This window comes from Pseudomonas vlassakiae, from assembly GCF_014269035.2.
In the GTDB taxonomy this organism is placed as follows: Bacteria; Pseudomonadota; Gammaproteobacteria; order Pseudomonadales; family Pseudomonadaceae; genus Aquipseudomonas; species Aquipseudomonas vlassakiae.
This window is the reverse complement of record NZ_JABWRP020000011.1, coordinates 61,350-80,376: the sequence shown is the minus strand read 5'-3', so window position 1 is coordinate 80,376 and position 19,027 is coordinate 61,350. Positions and strand designations below refer to the sequence as shown.

The 19,027-nt window shown below is 62.3% G+C and carries 15 protein-coding genes; 3 read left to right on the top strand and 12 right to left on the bottom strand.

Features of this window, described 5'->3' with window-relative positions; all coding sequences use genetic code 11:
• The first annotated feature begins 252 nt into the window (after window positions 1-252).
• Window positions 253-3,075: a pyocin-S2/colicin E7-DNase domain-containing protein gene (locus HU738_RS15635; RefSeq protein WP_217871466.1), complete on the top strand. Its 2,823-nt coding sequence runs from the start codon at window positions 253-255 to the stop codon at window positions 3,073-3,075.
• Window positions 3,072-3,347, top strand: a complete 276-nt coding sequence (locus HU738_RS15630) for a bacteriocin immunity protein (RefSeq protein ID WP_186603929.1) — start codon at window positions 3,072-3,074, stop codon at window positions 3,345-3,347. Before HU738_RS15635 ends, HU738_RS15630 begins: the two co-directional genes overlap by 4 nt.
• Window positions 3,348-3,427: 80 nt before the next feature.
• Here HU738_RS15630 and gcsR read toward each other — a convergent pair whose 3' ends face one another.
• From gcsR to arcD (HU738_RS15600), 6 genes are all read right to left on the bottom strand, one after another.
• A complete protein-coding gene (gene gcsR / locus HU738_RS15625; protein ID WP_186603930.1) occupies window positions 3,428-4,939 on the bottom strand; it encodes a transcriptional regulator GcsR in 1,512 nt (503 codons plus the stop codon).
• A gap of 84 nt (window positions 4,940-5,023) precedes the next feature.
• Window positions 5,024-5,392 (bottom strand): DUF5064 family protein, encoded by a 369-nt coding sequence (locus HU738_RS15620; protein ID WP_176508670.1) that lies wholly within the window; start codon window positions 5,390-5,392, stop codon window positions 5,024-5,026.
• Between the two features lie 53 nt (window positions 5,393-5,445).
• On the bottom strand, window positions 5,446-6,375 hold the full coding sequence (arcC, locus tag HU738_RS15615) for a carbamate kinase (protein ID WP_054885982.1): 930 nt from the start codon (window positions 6,373-6,375) through the stop codon (window positions 5,446-5,448).
• A 61-nt stretch (window positions 6,376-6,436) separates the two neighbouring features.
• Window positions 6,437-7,447 carry an ornithine carbamoyltransferase gene (locus HU738_RS15610; protein ID WP_176508669.1) on the bottom strand — a complete coding sequence of 337 codons (1,011 nt, stop codon included), beginning with the start codon at window positions 7,445-7,447 and terminating at the stop codon, window positions 6,437-6,439.
• A gap of 228 nt (window positions 7,448-7,675) precedes the next feature.
• Entirely contained in the window at window positions 7,676-8,929 is a 1,254-nt protein-coding gene (gene arcA, locus HU738_RS15605) for an arginine deiminase (protein ID WP_176508668.1), read from the bottom strand.
• A 33-nt stretch (window positions 8,930-8,962) separates the two neighbouring features.
• On the bottom strand, window positions 8,963-10,390 hold the full coding sequence (arcD, locus tag HU738_RS15600; protein WP_176508667.1) for an arginine-ornithine antiporter: 1,428 nt from the start codon (window positions 10,388-10,390) through the stop codon (window positions 8,963-8,965).
• Between the two features lie 432 nt (window positions 10,391-10,822).
• Here arcD (HU738_RS15600) and arcD (HU738_RS15595) point away from each other — a divergent pair, with 432 nt between their 5' ends.
• Complete coding sequence (gene arcD / locus HU738_RS15595; RefSeq protein ID WP_186603931.1) at window positions 10,823-12,250, top strand: arginine-ornithine antiporter; 1,428 nt, start codon at window positions 10,823-10,825, stop codon at window positions 12,248-12,250.
• On the opposite strand, the gene HU738_RS15590 is transcribed toward arcD (HU738_RS15595), so the two are convergent.
• From HU738_RS15590 to gap, 6 genes are all read right to left on the bottom strand, one after another.
• A complete protein-coding gene (locus HU738_RS15590) occupies window positions 12,230-12,643 on the bottom strand; it encodes a YbaN family protein (protein ID WP_054885987.1) in 414 nt (137 codons plus the stop codon). The genes arcD (HU738_RS15595) and HU738_RS15590 overlap by 21 nt on opposite strands.
• A gap of 52 nt (window positions 12,644-12,695) precedes the next feature.
• Window positions 12,696-13,289, bottom strand: a complete 594-nt coding sequence (locus tag HU738_RS15585) for a biliverdin-producing heme oxygenase (protein WP_176508665.1) — start codon at window positions 13,287-13,289, stop codon at window positions 12,696-12,698.
• A gap of 164 nt (window positions 13,290-13,453) precedes the next feature.
• Window positions 13,454-16,039, bottom strand: a complete 2,586-nt coding sequence (locus tag HU738_RS15580) for a TonB-dependent receptor (RefSeq protein WP_186603932.1) — start codon at window positions 16,037-16,039, stop codon at window positions 13,454-13,456.
• A gap of 125 nt (window positions 16,040-16,164) precedes the next feature.
• On the bottom strand, window positions 16,165-17,127 hold the full coding sequence (locus HU738_RS15575) for a FecR family protein (RefSeq protein WP_186603933.1): 963 nt from the start codon (window positions 17,125-17,127) through the stop codon (window positions 16,165-16,167).
• A gap of 90 nt (window positions 17,128-17,217) precedes the next feature.
• Window positions 17,218-17,730, bottom strand: coding sequence for an RNA polymerase sigma factor (locus tag HU738_RS15570; protein ID WP_176508662.1), 513 nt, complete (start codon window positions 17,728-17,730; stop codon window positions 17,218-17,220).
• A gap of 196 nt (window positions 17,731-17,926) precedes the next feature.
• Window positions 17,927-18,928 (bottom strand): type I glyceraldehyde-3-phosphate dehydrogenase, encoded by a 1,002-nt coding sequence (gene gap, locus HU738_RS15565; protein WP_099814325.1) that lies wholly within the window; start codon window positions 18,926-18,928, stop codon window positions 17,927-17,929.
• Between the last annotated feature and the right edge of the window lie 99 nt (window positions 18,929-19,027).

Genomic DNA, 19,027 nt, shown 5'->3' with positions numbered 1-19,027 from the left:
GTACTTGTATGTCAGTTGATTGATCCTCGCTTGTAGGATTTGTCTATTTTTAATGGGTCATCTCTTTTTTCTCGGCTGTTGTATTAGGCTGAGTGTTCCGGCGTAGCAGTGATTTGCATTTTGTTTAAAACGGTAGGGGAGTGGGCTAAGCCACTCTTCTAGGTTTCGCTCATCTTGAAACTTATCAATGTAGATCGCGTTTGTTGTGGCCGGCGCGCACGAAGCTAATGAGAAATTCTCAAGGAGATAGATATGGCCCGAAAAAAAAGACAAGTCATATTGCCACCAACCTTTGTCGGGGCACAACCTTCAAACCCTGGGGCGTCTGCACCCGGGGGGAGTGTGGCCAATCATGTAGGGCCGATTCTGGAAGGGTTCACGGTATCAGCCGCTGGCGCGATGAAAATAGCTGATGATGCGGCCAGGGTCGCCTATCTGGGAAGCTTGTCTGCACTGGCAGGGATACTTGAACAAGAAGCCATTACTGTACGTAATGAACGAGGTGGCGCTCAGGGATCACACATCGAAAGTCTCCAGGAAGATATCGCTGCTCGGTCAGTCTTGCTGGGTCGAAAAACAGCTGATCTGGAGCTGCAGCAAACGCTGGCGAATAGTTACTACGGGTCTTCTCCGTTTGGAAAGAGCGCTCAGGAGTATGCCCATTCTACTTTCAAGAATATTGCAACTGGCCTTATTAAAATCACGAGTGCTCAAGAGGCTCTCAATGCTGCATACCGTGCCGCTTATATGGTGCAGCTGCGAGAAGCCGAGATACAGATGCTTCAAGCGCAAATAGCCGCACTGCAACAGGCTCTCAACACCGCGCAAGAGCAACTCAGAGCGGAAGCAGAGGCCCAGGCTCGTGCCCAGGCGGAGGCAGAAGCTGCGGCTCGTGCCCAGGCGGAGGCAGAAGCTGCGGCTCGTGCCCAGGCGGAGGCAGAAGCTGCGGCTCGTGCCCAGGCGGAGGCAGAAGCTGCGGCTCGTGCCCAGGCGGAGGCAGAAGCTGCGGCTCGTGCCCAGGCGGAGGCAGAAGCTGCGGCTCGTGCCCAGGCGGAGGCAGAAGCTGCGGCTCGTGCCCAGGCGGAGGCAGAAGCTGCGGCTCGTGCCCAGGCGGAGGCAGAAGCTGCGGCTCGTGCCCAGGCGGAGGCAGAAGCTGCGGCTCGTGCCCAGGCGGAGGCAGAAGCTGCGGCTCGTGCCCAGGCGGAGGCAGAAGCTGCGGCTCGTGCCCAGGCGGAGGCAGAAGCTGCGGCTCGTGCCCAGGCGGAGGCAGAAGCTGCGGCTCGTGCCCAGGCGGAGGCAGAAGCTGCGGCTCGTGCCCAGGCGGAGGCAGAAGCTGCGGCTCGTGCCCAGGCGGAGGCAGAAGCTGCGGCTCGTGCCCAGGCGGAGGCAGAAGCTGCGGCTCGTGCCCAGGCGGAGGCAGAAGCTGCGGCTCGTGCCCAGGCGGAGGCAGAAGCTGCGGCTCGTGCCCAGGCGGAGGCAGAAGCTGCGGCTCGTGCCCAGGCGGAGGCAGAAGCTGCGGCTCGTGCCCAGGCGGAGGCAGAAGCTGCGGCTCGTGCCCAGGCGGAGGCAGAAGCTGCGGCTCGTGCCCAGGCGGAGGCAGAAGCTGCGGCTCGTGCCCAGGCGGAGGCAGAAGCTGCGGCTCGTGCCCAGGCGGAGGCAGAAGCTGCGGCTCGTGCCCAGGCGGAGGCAGAAGCTGCGGCTCGTGCCCAGGCGGAGGCAGAAGCTGCGGCTCGTGCCCAGGCGGAGGCAGAAGCTGCGGCTCGTGCCCAGGCGGAGGCAGAAGCTGCGGCTCGTGCCCAGGCGGAGGCAGAAGCTGCGGCTCGTGCCCAGGCGGAGGCAGAAGCTGCGGCTCGTGCCCAGGCGGAGGCAGAAGCTGCGGCTCGTGCCCAGGCGGAGGCAGAAGCTGCGGCTCGTGCCCAGGCGGAGGCAGAAGCTGCGGCTCAAGCCCAAGCGGAGGCGGAAGCTGCCCGCCTGGCGAACACTTTTACCATGTCTGGTGCCAGCGCCATTGGGGGGCCGCTCGTCGTTACCACTCTGGGGCATGTTGTTTCAACAGGCTTGAACGTTTCTCTGTCAGTTTCAATGGGGGCAGCATTGGCGGCTCTTCGCGGTGCTGCTGGTGTAGCAGTCCCGTTTGTCGCTGGTGCTGCCGCTCTGTTGTACTCATCTCGTCTTGGCAACGGTGAACTACCGGGTCGCTACGTCCTGCAAATGCCTCTGGTGACGCTGGATCCTCAGTTGAGTTTGGCATTGGCACCCGGTGTTGCGATTGGCAGCCATGCTGAACTCCCCTATCGCTTCAGCTCTCAAACCACCGAGGCAGGTGACTCGGAAATACTGGTCGTCAAAACCGACGGACAGGTCGTGCCCTCGAAAGTGCGTGTCCTCGCTGCTACCCATGATCAACAGAGCAATCTCTATAGCGCTGCCACCGCAGATGTGCCACCTCGGACCTTTACCTGGACACCTATCGCACAAGCGGATAATGCTTCAACTAGCTTGCCAGCCGAGCAGTCGGAGTTAGCGGTATACGACGGGGCGACGCTAACACCAGCTGAGGTGAGGGTCGACGGCTATCCAGAAGTCGCCGATGCGAGCCTGGATGACTACATCATTGTTTTTCCGGCAGACTCAGGGTTGCCGCCGCTTTATGTGATGTTCAGGGATCGGCGGGAGGAGCCCGGCACGATGTCTGGATTCGGGCAACCCGATGCGACTGTCTGGCTGGCAGGTGCCAATCAAGGCCTGGGAGTTGCCATTCCGCCTCGCATTGCTGACAAATTAAGAGGAAGAAATTTTAGTAACTGGAGGCGTGCACGTGAAGCAATATGGACTGCAGTCAGCGAAGATTCTGTCCTGATGGATCAGTTCAGCAAATCTAATCAGACCCTCTTGCGCAATGGCTACTCGCCGAGCGCAATACCCAGCGAGCACGCTGGATCAAATAGGGTCTTTGAAATTCATCACGTGATTCCTTTGAAAGATGGTGGTGCAGTTTACGATATCGACAATCTTAGAATTACAACCCCAAAAAATCACGTGCGGATACACAGGAATAAAGGTGCCGATCAATGATTCTCAAGAACAAAATTGAAGAATATTCAGAAGCTGAATTCACTGAGTTTCTGAATGAGTTTTTCGAAAACCCTAGCCAGCTCAAAGGCGACGCACTGGGGGCGCATATCCATCGATTGACCGATCACTTTGAAAGCCTCATCGACCACCCTGACAAAAGCGGTCTGATATTCTATCCTGCGGAGGGAGTAGAAGACAGCCCCGCCGGAGTGATTTCAGTTTTGAAGGCGTGGTTAGCCGCAAATGGAAAGCCCGGGTTTCGCGAGAACTGAGTAACCTCTGAATCTGCCTCGGTGATTCACTTGAAAATCCCCCTTTGCGGAGTAGCTTGCGAAGGGGGATAGTTGCATCGTTATAGTTTCGTTTGGGGAATCCCATATTTCCGCAACCGCTGTGCAATCGCGGTATGCGACGTCTGCAGACGCCCCGCCAATTGCCGGGTCGAGGGGTAACTGGCATATAACCGTTGCAGCAGTTCACGCTCGAAATCGCCCACCGCCTGCTCCAGGCTCGCCACGTCGCCGTCCTGCCCACGCGCCACCGAAGTCCCGGCAATGTCCAGGTCTCCGATATCCACCAGATTGCTCTCGCAGATCGCCGCCGCGCGGAAAATCACGTTCTGCAGTTGCCGCACGTTGCCGGGCCAAGGGTTGGCCAGCAGCGCCGCATGGGTGGCCGGGGTGAGGCGGCAAGGTGGGCGCTGAATCTGCGTGCAGGCCTGCTGCATGAAGTAATGCGCCAGCATGAGGATGTCCTGGCCACGATCACGCAGCGGCGGTACCTGCAGGTTGAGCACATTCAGCCGGTAGAACAGGTCTTCACGGAAGGTGCCTTCGGCAACCATGCGTTCCAGGTCACGGTGGGTGGCGCTGATGATGCGCACGTCCACCTTCACCTCGCGGTCGCCACCTACCCGGCGGAAGCTGCCATCGCTGAGAAAACGCAGCAGCTTGGCCTGCAGGTAGGGCGACATCTCGCCAATCTCATCGAGAAACACCGTGCCCTGGTTGGCCAGCTCCATCAACCCCGGCTTGCCACCGCGCTGGGCGCCGGTGAAGGCGCCTGGGGCGTAGCCGAACAGTTCGCTCTCGGCCAGGCTTTCGGGCAGCGCAGCGCAGTTCAGGGCGAGGAATGGCGCTGCCTGACGGCTGCTGATGGCATGGCAGGCGCGGGCCACCAGTTCCTTGCCGGTACCGGTTTCGCCGTGCACCAGCAGCGGCGCGTCGAGGGCTGCCACGCGCAGGGCGCGGGCCTTGAGGGTGCGGATCGCCGGGGATTCGCCCAGCAGCGCATCGAAACCTTCGGCGTGGTCATGGTGCAGGGCCGACAGGCGCTCGCCCATGCGGTTGGGCGGGTAGAGGGTCAGCAGGCCTCCGGCGTTGGTGATCGGCGAGGCGTCCAGCAACAGGCTCTGGCCGTTGAGCTGCATCTCGCGCATCGGCAGGTGGAAGTTGTTGTCCAGCAGCGCCTGCAGCAGACCGGGGTCGCCGAACAGCTCACTCACGGAACGCCCGGCGGACTCGCGACCGCACAGGGCGATCAGCGCCGGGTTGGCCAGCAGCACCTTGCCGGCGCTGTCGACCGCCAGCACCGGGTCGCTCATGGCGGCCAGCAAGGCGTCGAGTTGCAGGTGGCGGCGCTGGCCGGGGAGGATGTCGACCACCTCAACCGACTGCACGCCACGGACTTCGAACAGCGCGTCATGAAGTTCTTCGAGGACTGCCGGGCTGAGGGTCGGGGCGTCGATGTAGACGTTTGGCGGGACCATTTCCACGGCGTCCAGGTTGAGGTTGCGGGCGCCGAGCAGAGCGAGGACTTCCTGGGTGATGCCGACGCGGTCGATGAAGCTGACGTGGATGCGCATGGGGGAGGCGAGGGTTGTGGCCGGGGAGGGCAGTAGTATGCCTTAACATCGCCGGGGCCGCCTTGCGGCCCCAGGATCCTGCATTCACTCGAGGTGTTCAGGCTTGATCGGATCGCCCGATTTTACGTCCAGCTTCTGGCGAATGTCTTCGAACATGGCGTCGTACAGCTTGTGAGGCGAACCCAGCGTTTCGAACTTCTGGTGCGGCGCGAGATAGGACTGGGCCTTGCGCGAGGCGACCATGAGGAAGCTTGGTAGCACCTGGTCCTTGGCCAGGAAGAACTGTTCATCGACGGTCTTGCCCTCGATGCTGCCATGCATGCGGAACTGGATGCCTCTGCCTTCCTTAGGGTCTGAAAACGCTTCGTACTCGATGTTGAGATCGTAACTGTGGTCGTTCTTGGTCAGCGCAGTGCGCTCGATATGTACATGACCGGGGTGGAACTGGGCCATGGCAAACTCCTCCGGAAGGTAAATGGCGGGCCCCGTCAGCCCGCCCACTGCAATCAACGGTAGCTGATACCTGGCTTTTCGGTGCTCACACGGGTGCCGGCGGTGCCTTTGACGATGCCTTCAATATTTTCCAGCGAGCTGATCACCGCCACTTTGCCAGTGTGACGGGCAAAGTCGCAGGCTGCTTGCACTTTAGGCCCCATGGAACCGGCCGCAAAGCCAAGGCGTTCGAGCTCGTCGGGGTGGGCCTGGGCGATGGCTTTCTGCGTCGGCTTGCCCCAGTCAATGTAGGCGCCATCGACGTCGGTGGCGATTACCAGAAGGTCGGCTTCCAGCTGTTCGGCCAGCAGCGCCGAGCACAGGTCCTTGTCGATCACTGCCTCGATGCCTTTGAGCTTCTTGTTTTCGTCGTACATGGTGGGGATGCCGCCACCGCCGGCGCAGATCACGATGCTGCTCTTTTCCAGCAGCCACTTGATCGGACGGATTTCGAAGATGCGCTTGGGTTTCGGGCTGGCGACCACGCGGCGGTACTTGTCGCCGTCGGCCTTGACCACCCAGCCTTTTTCCTTGGCCAGGCGCTCGGCCTCTTCCTTGCTGTAGACCGGGCCGATGAACTTGCTCGGGTCCTTGAAGGCTGGGTCGTTGGCATCCACTTCCACTTGGGTCAGGAGGGTGGCGAACGGCACTTCGAAGTCCAGCAGGTTGCCCAGCTCCTGTTCGATCATGTAGCCGATCATGCCTTCGGTCTCGGCGCCGAGCACGTCCAGCGGGTAGGCCTCGTCGGGCTTGTACGACAGGCCTTGCAGGGCCAGCAGGCCGACCTGCGGGCCGTTGCCGTGGGCGATGACCAGTTCGTTGCCAGGATGGATCTTGGCGATCTGTTCGGTGGCCGTGCGGATATTGGCGCGCTGGTTGTCAGCGGTCATGGGTTCGCCACGGCGCAGGAGGGCGTTGCCGCCCAGTGCAACAACGATACGCATGGGAATGTCCTTTAACGAAGAGGGAAGGGCGCCGCCCCATGGGCAGGGCGGCGCGGCCGGCTTAAAGGTCAGCCAGAGTCGAAACCAGGATCGCCTTGATGGTGTGCATGCGGTTTTCCGCTTGCTCGAAGGCAATGCACGCCGGCGACTCGAACACGTCATCGGTCACTTCGATGCCGTTGGCCAGGTCCGGATACTGTTCGGCGATCTGCTTGCCGACCTTGGTCTCGGAGTTGTGGAATGCCGGCAGGCAATGCATGAACTTGGTCCGTGGGTTGCCGCTGGCTTTCATCAGCTCCTTGTTCACCTGGTAGGGCTTGAGCTGCTTGATGCGCTCGCCCCAGGCTTCGATCGGCTCGCCCATCGATACCCAGACGTCGGTGTGGATGAAGTCGACGCCCTTGACCGCAGCCTTGGGATCTTCGGTCAGGGTAATGCGCGCGCCGCTCTCTTCGGCATACTTGTGGCAACGCTCGACCAGGTCTTCATGTGGCCACAGCGCCTTGGGCGCGGCGATGCGCACGTCCATGCCAAGCTTGGCGCCTATCAACAGCAGCGAGTTGCCCATGTTGTTGCGCGCATCGCCCAGGTAGGCGTAGCTGATGTCGTGCAGTGGCTTGTCGCTGTGCTCGCGCATGGTCAGCACGTCGGCGATCATCTGGGTCGGGTGGTATTCATCGGTCAGGCCGTTGAACACCGGCACGCCAGCGAACTTGGCCAGTTCTTCGACGATTTCCTGCTTGAAGCCGCGGTATTCGATGGCGTCGTACATGCGCCCGAGTACGCGGGCGGTGTCCTTCATGCTTTCCTTGTGGCCGATCTGCGAGGAGGTGGGGTCGATGTAGGTGACGTTGGCGCCCTGGTCATAGGCGGCGACTTCGAAGGCGCAGCGGGTACGGGTGGAGGTCTTCTCGAAGATCAGGGCGATGTTGTTGCCCTTCAGGTGCTGCTGCTCGGTGCCAGTGTACTTGGCGCGCTTGAGGTCGCGGGACAGGTCCAGCAGGTACTTCAGCTCGCGGGTGGTGTGGTGTTCGAGGCTGAGCAGGTTGCGGTTGTGAATGTTGAACGCCATGACTTTTCTCCTTGAATTCGGTGATGTCCCGGCCGCTGCTTCGTGAGTGCGGCCGGGTGTAATGGGCTAGTGGCCTGTACGGCTGATTCGTTTGCTCAATTTCGAGTCCAAGGGTTTGCCAGGCAAGGCGCCACGACGAGTCGTAGCCAAGCTACGGCGAGGAGTGGCAACGCAGCATGGCGAAGCCTTGGGCCGAAGTTGAGTAATCGAATCAGCCACACAGGCCACCTAGTAGTCGATGGGGTCGCGCACGATCGGGCAGGTCATGCAATGGCCGCCGCCACGGCCCCGGCCCAGTTCGCCGGCGCTGATGGTGATGACCTCGATGCCGGCCTTGCGCAGCAGGGTGTTGGTGTAGGTGTTGCGGTCGTAGCCAATGACCACGCCGGGTTCGATGGCCACCACGTTGTTGCCGTCATCCCACTGTTCGCGCTCGGCGGCGAAGCTGTTGCCGCCGGTCTCGACCACTCGCAACTTGACGCCCAGCTGCTCGCCCACCACCTCGATGAACGACTTGTCGATGCGCCGCACGTCCATGCCGTAGGGCTTGCTCTCGTCCGGGCGGATGATGAACGGCACGATCTCTTTCACCACTTCCGGGAAGACCGTGACCAGGTCGCGGTCGCAGAAGCTGAACACGGTGTCCAGGTGCATGGCGGCACGCGACTTCGGCAGGCCGGCGACGATGACTTCCTTGACCGCGCCCTTGGCGAACAGGTTGCGTGCCAGTTGGCCGATGGCCTGGCGCGAGGTGCGCTCGCCCATGCCGATCAGCACGATCCCCTTGCCGATCGGCATCACGTCCCCCCCTTCGAGGGTGGATTGGCCGTGGTCCTTGTCCGGATCGCCGTACCACACCTGGAAATCGGCGTTGGTGAATTCCTTGTGGAACTTGTAGATGGCGGTGGTCAGCAGGGTTTCCTGGCGTCGCGCCGGCCAGTACATCGGGTTGAGGGTCACCCCGCCGTAGATCCAGCAGGTGGTATCACGGGTGAACTGGGTGTTGGGCAGCGGAGGCAGGATGAAACTGGAATGGCCCAGGTAGTCGTTGTACATCTTGACCACGTCGGCACCTGCGCTCTGTGGCAGGTCCTGGCCGGCCACGCCGCCGATCAGGAACTCGGCCAGGTGGCGGGGCTCCTGGCCTTCGAGCCAGCTGCGTACCTCGTTGTTCAGGCCCACGCCCACGGTGTCATCGGTGATCTTGCGGTCGAGGATCCACTTCAGGGCTTCGGGCTGCTGGACGATGTCGGTCAGCAGGTTGTGCATCTCCAGCACATCGACGCCACGCTCGCGCATCTTGGTGACGAAGTCGAAATGGTCACGCTTGGCCTGGTCGACCCAGATCACGTCATCGAACAGCAACTCGTCACAGTTGCTTGGCGTCAGCCGCTTGTGCGCCAGGCCGGGGGCGCAAACCATTACCTTGCGCAGCTTGCCGGCTTCGGAGTGGACACCGTACTTCTGTTTTTCAGCGGACATGGTTTCATTCCTCCAATTGAACGAAGACGTGGGTCAAAGGGTCAGGAAGCCGTCATACAGGCCGAAGGCTGCCACCAGGGCACCGATGACCACGGCTGCGAAGATCAGTTTTTCCACGTTGGTGAAGATGGGTTGGCCCACCTCGCGCTTGGCCTTGGCGAACAGGATCGCGCCAGGGGCATAGAGCAGGGCCGAGAGCAGCAGGTATTTCACGCCGCCGGCATACAGCAGCCAAATGGCGTACAGCAGCGCGATGCCGCCGATGATCAGGTCCTTCTGCCGCTCGGCAAGGGCCTGCTCGTAGGTTTCGCTGCGCAGTGCCAGCAGGAAGGCATAAGCCGCCGACCACAGGTAAGGCACCAGGATCATCGAGGTGGCGAGGTAGATCAGCGACAGGTAGGTACTGTTGGAGAACAGGGTGATGACCAGGAAAATCTGCACCATGGCGTTGGTCAGCCACAGGGCGTTGGCCGGCACATGGTTGGCGTTCTCGCGGCGCAGGAACTCCGGCATGGTGTGGTCCTTGGCGGCGGCGAACATGATCTCGGCGCACAGCAGCACCCACGAGAGCAGGGCCCCGAGCAGCGAGATGATCAGGCCGACGCTGATCAGTACCGCGCCCCAGTGGCCGACCACGTGTTCAAGCACTGCGGCCATCGACGGGTTCTGCAGCTTGGCCAGTTCCGGTTGGGTCATGATGCCCAGCGACAGCACGTTGACCAGCACCAGGAACAGCAACACGGTGACGAAGCCGATGACCGTGGCCTTGCCCACGTCGGAGCGTTTTTCCGCCCGGGACGAGAAGATGCTTGCGCCCTCGATGCCGATGAACACCCACACGGTGACCAGCATCATGTTGCGCACTTGGTTCATCACGCTGCCCAGGTCTGGTGTGCCCACCGCCCAGATGTCGGCGGTGAAGATGTCGAGTTTGAAGGCGAACAGGCAGATCAAGGCGAACAGCAACAGCGGTACGACCTTGGCCACGGTGGTGATCAGGTTGATGAACGCTGCTTCCTTGATGCCACGCAGTACCAGGAAGTGAACGGCCCAGAGCAGCACCGAGGCGCCGATGATCGCCGCCGGGGTGTTGCCTTCGCCGAAGATCGGGAAGAAGTAGCCCAGGGTGCTGAACAGCAGCACGAAGTAACCGACGTTGCCCAGCCAGGCACTGATCCAGTAGCCCCAGGCTGAAGAGAAGCCCATGTAATCGCCGAAGCCGGCCTTGGCATAGGCGTACACACCGCCATCCAGGTCAGGCTTGCGGTTGGCCAGGGTCTGGAACACGAACGCAAGGGTCAGCATGCCGACCGCCGTGATCGCCCAGCCGATCAGGACTGCACCCACGCCAGCACTGGCGGCCATGTTTTGCGGCAGCGAGAAGATCCCGCCGCCAATCATCGAGCCGACCACAAGTGCAACTAACGCGCCGAGCTTTAGTTTTCCGGATGAATCAGACATTTAACAACTCCTGCCAGGAGAAAGTTGACGACAGAATAAATCCGACGCCGGGGCCACGACCTGACTTGCGTCAGTTCTTGGCTACGCGAGGGTAGGAAATTTCCTTCGCGCGGCTCCTGGAAGTGCCGATAGCTATGCTGCAGGCCTTGCGAGCTGGCACCTCCATGTACGACTAGAGCAAACGCTCTGTTTAGCCTGCGATTTTTGAAGCTAGCCGCTTTTACCGCTTTCGCAAATTTTTCACGAAAATATCGAGTTTTATCAGATGCTTTGCTAGTTGCTTGGCAGGTGCTAGTTTTTAAGGACGCAGATTGATAGACATTGTGGTTATGAGTGCAACAGGTCTAAGGGTTTTAGCCATATAAGTAACCGTGTTTATATGGCGCCCATGTCTGTTGCAAACGCATGACAGCTCGAAAAAAAGGGAGCCCCATGAGCGAACCGGGACAAAAGCTGCGTCTGGGTGCACTGATCGCACTGGTGGTCGGCTCGATGATTGGCGGCGGGATCTTCTCGCTGCCGCAGAACATGGCAGCACGCGCCGACGTCGGAGCCGTGCTGATCGGCTGGGCGATCACTGCGGTGGGCATGCTGGCACTGGCGTTCGTGTTCCAGACCCTGGCCAACCGCAAGCCTGAACTGGATTCGGGGGTCTACGCCTACGCCAAGGCCGGGTTCGGCGAATACATGGGGTTCTCCTCGGCCTGGGGTTACTGGATCAGTGCCTGGCTGGGCAACGTCGGCTACTTCGTGCTGCTGTTCAGCACCCTGGGCTTCTACTTTCCGGTGTTTGGCGAAGGCAACACGCCGATTGCCATCGGCTGCGCCTCGTTGTTGTTGTGGGCAGTGCATTTTCTGGTGCTGCGTGGCATCAAGGAAGCGGCGTTCATCAACCAGGTGACCACCGTGGCCAAGGTGGTGCCGCTGCTGATCTTCGTGGTCATCGCCGCCTTTGCTTTCCGCGCAGACATCTTTACCCGTGATATCTGGGGCATGAGCAACCCAGAGTTCGGCAATGTGCTGGACCAGGTGCGCAACATGATGCTGGTCACGGTGTTCGTGTTCATCGGTATCGAAGGTGCCAGTGTGTATTCCGGGCGGGCGCAGCGCCGTTCCGACGTCGGCAAGGCCACGGTGATCGGCTTTCTCGGCGTGCTGGCGCTGCTGGTGCTGGTCAACGTGCTGTCGCTGGGCGTGATGACCCAGCCGGAGCTGGCCGGGTTGCAGAATCCGTCGTTGGCCTCGGTGCTGGAGCATATCGTCGGCCCTTGGGGCGGCCTGTTGATCAGCCTCGGCCTGGCCGTGTCGTTGCTGGGGGCGTTGCTCTCTTGGGCACTGTTGTGTGCCGAGATCCTCTATGCCACCGCACGCGACAAGACCATGCCGCGCTTCCTGGCCAAGGAAAACGCCAACCACGTGCCGGCCAATGCCCTGTGGCTGACGAACTGCATGATCCAGGGCTTCCTGCTGATCACGCTGGTTTCAGCGGGGACTTACACGAGCCTGATCTACCTGGCGTCGTCGATGATTCTGGTGCCCTACCTGTGGTCGGCGGCGTACGCGGTGCTGCTGGCCTGGCGCGGGGAAAGCTACGAAGGGCAGGCAGGGCTGCGGCGCAAGGACCTGCTGGTGGCAGCGCTGGCGTTGCTCTACGCGGTGTGGCTGTTGTATGCGGGCGGCCTCAAGTACTTGCTGCTGTCGGCACTGCTCTACGCCCCAGGGGTCATCCTGTTTGCCCGGGCCAAGCACGAGCAAGGGCAGGCGCTGTTCACCGCCTGGGAAAAGCTGATTTTCGCGGCAGTGCTGGCGGGTGCGGCACTGGCTGCCTACCTGCTGTATTCAGGGCTGTTGAGCCTGTGAAGCAGCGGGGCAGGGCTGCTCCGGGCGCGACCAGATCCACAGGTTGCCCAGGGTCATGCCGGCAATTGCCAGAAACACTGGCCAGTGGTGATCGAGGAAGACCAGCATCAGGCCCGCGCACAGCAGCATGCTGACGGTAGCACTGACCTTGGCACGGCGCTGGATCACCTTGCCATTGCGCCAGTTGTACAGGATCGGCCCGAACAGGCGGTGGTTCTCCAGCCAGGCGGACAGGCGCGGCGAGCTGCGCGTCGCCGCCCAGGCAGCCAGCAGGATGAACTCGGTGGTCGGCAGGCCGGGGATGACGATGGCGACCAGGCCTATCCCCAAGCTTACGTAAGCCAGGATGCCATACAGCAGGCGGGACAGTTTGGAGCGGGCGGGTCGGGTCATGGTCTCACTGCATGAACGTCCGGCTACCGGGGAGGTAGCCGGTTGATGCGTCTCAAGCCAGCGCGGCATCGGCGGCGTAGGCATGTTTAAGCAGTTCGGTGAAGCGCTCGAAGGCGGCAACCGCAGCGCGCTCGGCGGCGGCATCTTGCTCGGCTGACAACGCCAGGCCATCGAGGATGCGGGTGAACTGCTTCCAGCCTTCGGCGCGGCCACCGGCCGGCTCGCCGAGGTGGCGGGCACCGAAACTGTCGGACAATCCCAGGGCCACGGCACGCTTGATCAAAAACGCAGCGCCAAGTTTGGAGCCTTCCGAGACGAAGATCCAGCCCATGGCTTCACCCAGGCTCGGATCGCGCAGGGCGCCGGGCACTGCGGCCGGGATTTCGGTATTCAGGTCGGCCAGGTCCAGGCGGGCCTGATCGGCGCGGCAGCGCTCGGCCAGATCGGGGACGATGGCGTTCAGTTGCGGGTCGTTGTACAGCGCTTGCAGTTCGGCCTGGAACAGGTACTGGGCGACGACGAAGCGGGCGAAGCTCTCTCGGCTGTCGAACGGCGCGTGGGACTTGACCAGGGCGTCGAGCTCGCTGTGTGGAGCGTGGGTGGCCTGGTTCAGGCGTTGCGAGCGCAGGGCAGGGCGATCGGTCATGGGCGTGTCCTTGGTGAATGAGGGCGTCTAGTGACAAGACGAAACAGCGGGGCTGGGACAGTAAAAAAAATGGCACTGTGGTGATTTTTTGCAGCGCCTGTGAGATCGAGCGCCGCGCGGGCGGCGCTCGGTCTCACAGGCGCAACAATGCTCAAGCCGTACCGTCAGATATCCCACACCACATTGACGGCGAAATTGCGCCCCGGCATGGTCAGGCGGTCGAGGTTGGCCGGCTGGGTCACGCCCGCTTCACCCTGGCCGTCGTAGCCACGCACCGAATCCCATTGCCAGTATTTCTTGTCGGTCAGGTTGTACAGCCCGGCGTTGACGGTCACGTCGTTGGTCACTTTGTAGAAGCCGCTCAGGTCGAGCACGCCGTAGCCCGGGGTGCGGAACTGCGAGCTCTGACCGTCCGGAGCGAAGAAGGTGGTGTCGTCGACGCGGGTCTTGCGCTTGACCAGGGTCCAGCTCAGCAGGCCGCCATAGTTGGACTGCTCGTAGCCCAAACCGAACACGCCGGTCAGCGGGTTGACGCTGTTCAGCGGTTGACCGTTGTCATCGTTGCGGCCCTGGGCATAGGCGATCGAGGCCTGGGTATACAGACCCTGCGGCGCACCGAAGTGGTCGAGGTTCAGGCGGCCCTTGAGTTCGGCGCCCTTGATGGTGGCGTGCTTGATGTTGTTGGCCTGGAACGTGGTTTCCAGGTTGGCCGACTGCACGGCGTCTTCGTCGATGAAGTCGCGGTACTTGTTGTAGAACACCGCCACGTCGAAGTTGCCGGCGTCGAAGTTGCCACGCAGGCCGGTTTCGTAGCTCTTGCTCTTTTCCGGCTCGAGCCCGGGGTTGCCCTGCACGCTGTAGCCCAAGGTCGGGTTTTCGAAGCGCCCGTACATCGACTTGGCCGTCGGGGTGCGGAACCCTTCGGCGTACTGGCCGTACCAGGTGTAGTTGTCGTTGAAGGCGTAGGCCAGGCCGAACTTGGGCGAGACGCGGTGCCATTTCTTGTCCGAGTCGTCGAGGCTGCTCGGGGCGGTGCCTGAGCCCTGGATGCCACGCAGGAACTCCTCGGTGAACTTCGGCTCCATGCGCGTGTAGTCGTAGCGCGCGCCGGGCATGAAGGTCCAGTTGTTCCAGCGGATTTCATCCTGCACGAACAGGCTGTAGGTGTTCACGGTCGGGTCCGGGAAGTCGCTGACCAGCGCCTGGGCATCGCTGGTGCTGACCTGGCCGATGGTGCGGCAGGTGCCACCGACTGCCAGGCAGGTGCCGGTACCGCTACGCGAACCGGTGACCTTCTCGTGCTTGAGGGTGGTGCCGTAGGTCAGCAGGTGGTCGGTGGCGCCGATGCTGAAGGCCTTGTCCAACTGGGCGTCGAACACCCACTGGCGGTCCTTGTAGGTGGTGTCGCGGGTGCGCAGCACGGTGCGGCTGAACGGGAAGTAGACTTCCTCGGTGCTCTGGTCGGTCTTGGCCACCTGGTAGTTCAAGCTCCACTTGATGTGGTCTGCGACCAGCGAGTCCAGGCCGAACTCATGGTTGATGCCGAAGCGCTCGCGGGTCACCGTGTCGTTGCCGCTGCGGCTGCGGTACATGCCCAGGCCGGTGCCGTTGGTGAACGGGCCACCGACGGCGCTGAGGATGTTCTGGTCGCGGTCATCCTTGTAACGCTCGTAGGTCAGCCCCAGGCGGGCATCGTCGGCGTAATTCCAGCCCAGCTTGGCCAGCACGTTGGTGGTGCGCACGTCTTCCGGGTTGGCCTCGGTGCGCGACAGGCCGGTACCGCCGTGGCTACCGTAGGATTCGGTCTCGTGCCCGTTGCGCTGGCTCAGGTGCAGCAGGCCGTCGAAATCACCCGTGCGGCCTGCCACCGTTGCCGAGGTCAGCCAGCTGTCATCGGCCGAGCTGTAGCCGGTCTTCAGGCGCGCGCCCACATCCTTGCCAGGCTTGATGATGTCGTCCGGGTCGAGGGTGAAGTAGCTCACCGCGCCGCCGATGGCGTTGCTGCCGTACAGCACAGAAGCCGGGCCGCGAAGGATTTCCACACGCTTGACGATTTCGGGGTCGACGTAATTGCGCTGGGTCTGGGCGTAGGGACCGTAGAAAAAGCTGTCGGGGATCGACACGCCGTCGACCTGGGTGAGCACGCGCTCGCCATCGATGCCGCGGATGTTGTAGCCGTTCAGGCCACTGCGCTGCCCGGTGCCCCCTACCGACACACCCGGTTCGTAACGTACCAGCTCCTGGATGTTGTTGACGTTTTGCCGGTCCAGTTGCTCGCGGGTCTGCACGGTCACGGTGCTCGGTACCTGGCTCACCTCCTGGGCGTTTCGGGTGGCGCTGACGGTCATCTGCTGCAGGGCGATGACGTTGCCCGCCGTCTGGCGTTCGAGCACCACGTTACCGTTGCTGATCTTGCGGAAGCTCAGGCCCGTGCCCTGGAGCAGGCGCTTGAGTGCGGCTTCCGCTGGCAGCGCCCCCTGCACGCCCGGCGATGCCACGCCGTCGGCCAGTTCGGCGCTGAAGCCAACCTGCCAACCGGTGACCTTGCTGAAGGCATTGATGGCTTCGACCAAAGGCTGCTGGGCAATGCTGAAGCGGTAATCGCCCATGCGTGGGCTGCTGGCCTGGGCCGGTTCGGCGGCCAGCGCCGGCAGGCTGCAGGCACCGCTGGCGAGTAGCGCCAGGGTCAGCAGCGACAGTTGACCGGTACGGCGAGGACGTGTGGACGGGCGAGATGGACCTGTGAACATCGAAAGCGCTCCCTGACGCGCGAACTGCTATAGGTGATGACCGTTCTTGTTCTCAAACAAGAATCAGTTGCATTGGCTATAACGAGACGGGCGGGGTTGCGCGATGGCGTAAAAAAACTTGTCGGTCAGTTGATGATCACGACGGCGGGGAATTCGTGCAGCTGCGCAGACGTGATATGGGCCAGGGCGCGTAGCGTTTCCAGCGGCTGGTCGAGACGGTAGTTGCCGGTCACCGCCAGGTCGCCGAGGTGGTCGTTGCGGTTGATGATCCAGCCGGGGTAATAGCGCCGCACTTCCGCCAGCACCTGGCTCAACGGGCAGTTCTCGAAGACCAGGCGGCCGTCGACCCAGGCCAGGTCCTTGTGCATGTCCGGGCGCTGGCGCTGGCCGAAACCGTGCGGGCCGACACTGATGCTGTCGCCGGCACTGAGGCGAATGCGCTGGTCGCTGGCGGCTTGCAGGTCGACGTCGCCGCGCTGCACGCGAACCTGAGCCTCGCCATCGAGGTAGCGCACGGCGAAATCGGTGTCGCGCACGTGCGCACGCACGGGCCCCGCCTGCACTTCCAGCGGCAGCTTGGCGCCACCGGGCACCTGGAAGTACGCCTCGCCTTGCAGCAGGCGTGCGACCTGGCGGCCGCCCTGTTGGTCGCTGGCGAAGGCGGAATTGGTGTTGAGCAGGACCTTGGCACCGTCATCCAGCTCCAGGCGCTGGCGCTCGCCGACCACGGTCAGGTGGTCCGCCTGCAGGCGCACCGGCAGGTTGCCGAACGTGAACAGCCCGACCAGCAGCACGGCGGCGGTCGCCAGTGGCTTCCAGTGCGCACGCAGGCGCCCACGCAGCGAGCGGCGTTGATGCTGGTGCAGGTGCAGGGCAGCCTGGCGCAGCGGGGTGCCGTTCCACAAGGCTTCGGCCTCGACGTAGGCTGCGGCGTTTTCCGCTGCTGCACTGAGCCATTGTTCGAAGGCGAGGGTATCGGCCTCGCTGGCGCATTGCAGGCGCACGAGCCAGTCAAGCGCCTCGTCCAGCGCACGGGCGCGGGCGTCGGGCCCGGTAGCTGACGAGCGAGTGACGGGGCTGTCGGTCACGGTGGGTCCTTGCAGCAATTTTTGCGAATGATCAAGGCTGGGGCGAAGCATGGCAAGGATTACGCCACATTCTGCACGCCTGCGGTCGGCTCATTTGAGCCGATCGGCCACGCCCATGCAGATCGCCATGATCAGTTTCAGTTCCTTCTGAACGGTGCTGGCCGAGACGTGCAGTTGTTCGGCGATCTCCAGGTAGCTGGCGCCGTGCAGGCGGCTGAGGATGAAGATGCGCTGCTGGCGCTCAGTCAGTTGGTTGAGGCTGACGCTCAGGTGCTTGAGCAGTTGTTCGGCGTGGGCGGCGTCTTCGCTGCTCCCGTGTGCAGAGGCGACATTGTGCAGCACCTCGTCGGGCACATCGTCGACCAGCATGCGCGACCGCACCCGCTGCGTGCGCAGGTGGTCCAGCGCGAGGTTGCGGGCGGTCTGGAACACAAAGGGCTCGAGATGTTCGATCGGGCGCTCGCCCAGGGCACGGGATACCCGCAGGTAGGTTTCCTGCAGCAGGTCCTCGGCGGTGCTGGGGTTGCCCACCATGCGCTGCAGGGTGCGCAGCAGGGAAAGACGCTGGACGAGGAAGACGGAGTTGAACCGGGACTGACTCACGGGGGGACCTGGCCGACGAATGGTGAAATGATAATGCTTATCATCTACTGGTCAGGTCAAGCTTGGAATTGTAGGAAAAGGTAAAGCTTGTGTGTGGGCGGGGTGTTTGGCTTGGGATTTTCAGCGCCTGTGAGACCGAGCGCCGCGCGGGCGGCGCTCGGTCTCACAGGCGGCAAAAATCTGCAGTCAGGCCCCCTCAGCGCGCACTAGCCAACGCCAAACAATTGTCCAGCATGCGGTTGGAGAACCCCCACTCGTTGTCATACCAGGCCAGCACCTTGAGCATCCGCCCGTTGGCCCGGGTATGGTTGGCATCGAAGATCGACGACAGCGGGTTATGGTTGAAGTCGCACGACACCAGCGGCAGCGCGTTGTAGCCGAGCACCTTGGAGTGCCGGCTGGCTTCAAGGAACAGCTGGTTGACCTGTTCGACCGTGGCTTCGCGCTTGAGGTTTACGGTCAGGTCGACCAGCGACACATTGATCACCGGTACCCGCACGGCCATGCCGGTGAGCTTGCCGGCCAGCTCCGGCAGCACCAGGCCCACGGCCTCGGCGGCGCCGGTCTTGCTCGGTATCATCGACTGGGTGGCTGAACGGGCACGGTACGGGTCGCTGTGATAGACGTCGGTCAACACCTGATCGTTGGTGTAGGCGTGAATGGTGGTCATCAGCCCCTGTTCGATGCCGAACTCGCGGTGCAGCACCTGGGCGATCGGCGCCAGGCAGTTGGTGGTGCACGAGGCGTTGGAGATGATCTGGTGCGAAGCCCGCAGGATATCGTGGTTGACCCCGTAGACCACGGTGGCATCGACGCCCTTGCCCGGCGCCGAGACGATCACCTTGCCGGCGCCCGCAGCTAGGTGCGCGGCGGCCTTGGCGCGGTCGGTGAACAGCCCGGTGCATTCGAACACCACGTCGATCGCTTCGGCCTTCCAGGGCAGTTCGGCCGGGTTGCGGATGGCACTGACCGCGATACGGTCACCATTGACGGTCAGGCTTTCATGGTCGGCCTCGACCTGCGCATCGAATGTGCCGTGCACGCTGTCATATTTGAGCAGGTGGGCGTTCATCGCGCTGTCACCCAGGTCGTTGATGGCGACGACCTGCAGGTCCTGGCGGTAGCCTTGGGTATACAGTGCGCGCAGGACATTGCGCCCGATGCGGCCGAATCCATTGATGGCGATACGTAGGGTCATGGCAGTACCTCTGGCGGTCCGAGTGAAACCTGTGGCAAAAAGGAGCTTCACTGAAACGGTTTTGTTGTTGGAATTACAAGATTATTCACTGGGCGATAG

Coding starts and splice junctions, on each gene's coding strand:
- arcD (WP_186603931.1), top strand. CDS start 10,823: ATGAGCGAACCGGGACAAAAGCTGCGTCTGGGTGCACTGATCGCACTG.
- HU738_RS15580 (WP_186603932.1), bottom strand. CDS start 16,039: ATGTTCACAGGTCCATCTCGCCCGTCCACACGTCCTCGCCGTACCGGT.
- HU738_RS15635 (WP_217871466.1), top strand. CDS start 253: ATGGCCCGAAAAAAAAGACAAGTCATATTGCCACCAACCTTTGTCGGG.
- arcA (WP_176508668.1), bottom strand. CDS start 8,929: ATGTCCGCTGAAAAACAGAAGTACGGTGTCCACTCCGAAGCCGGCAAG.
- gcsR (WP_186603930.1), bottom strand. CDS start 4,939: ATGCGCATCCACGTCAGCTTCATCGACCGCGTCGGCATCACCCAGGAA.
- gap (WP_099814325.1), bottom strand. CDS start 18,928: ATGACCCTACGTATCGCCATCAATGGATTCGGCCGCATCGGGCGCAAT.
- HU738_RS15630 (WP_186603929.1), top strand. CDS start 3,072: ATGATTCTCAAGAACAAAATTGAAGAATATTCAGAAGCTGAATTCACT.
- HU738_RS15590 (WP_054885987.1), bottom strand. CDS start 12,643: ATGACCCGACCCGCCCGCTCCAAACTGTCCCGCCTGCTGTATGGCATC.
- arcC (WP_054885982.1), bottom strand. CDS start 6,375: ATGCGTATCGTTGTTGCACTGGGCGGCAACGCCCTCCTGCGCCGTGGC.
- HU738_RS15610 (WP_176508669.1), bottom strand. CDS start 7,447: ATGGCGTTCAACATTCACAACCGCAACCTGCTCAGCCTCGAACACCAC.
- arcD (WP_176508667.1), bottom strand. CDS start 10,390: ATGTCTGATTCATCCGGAAAACTAAAGCTCGGCGCGTTAGTTGCACTT.
- HU738_RS15585 (WP_176508665.1), bottom strand. CDS start 13,289: ATGACCGATCGCCCTGCCCTGCGCTCGCAACGCCTGAACCAGGCCACC.
- HU738_RS15620 (WP_176508670.1), bottom strand. CDS start 5,392: ATGGCCCAGTTCCACCCCGGTCATGTACATATCGAGCGCACTGCGCTG.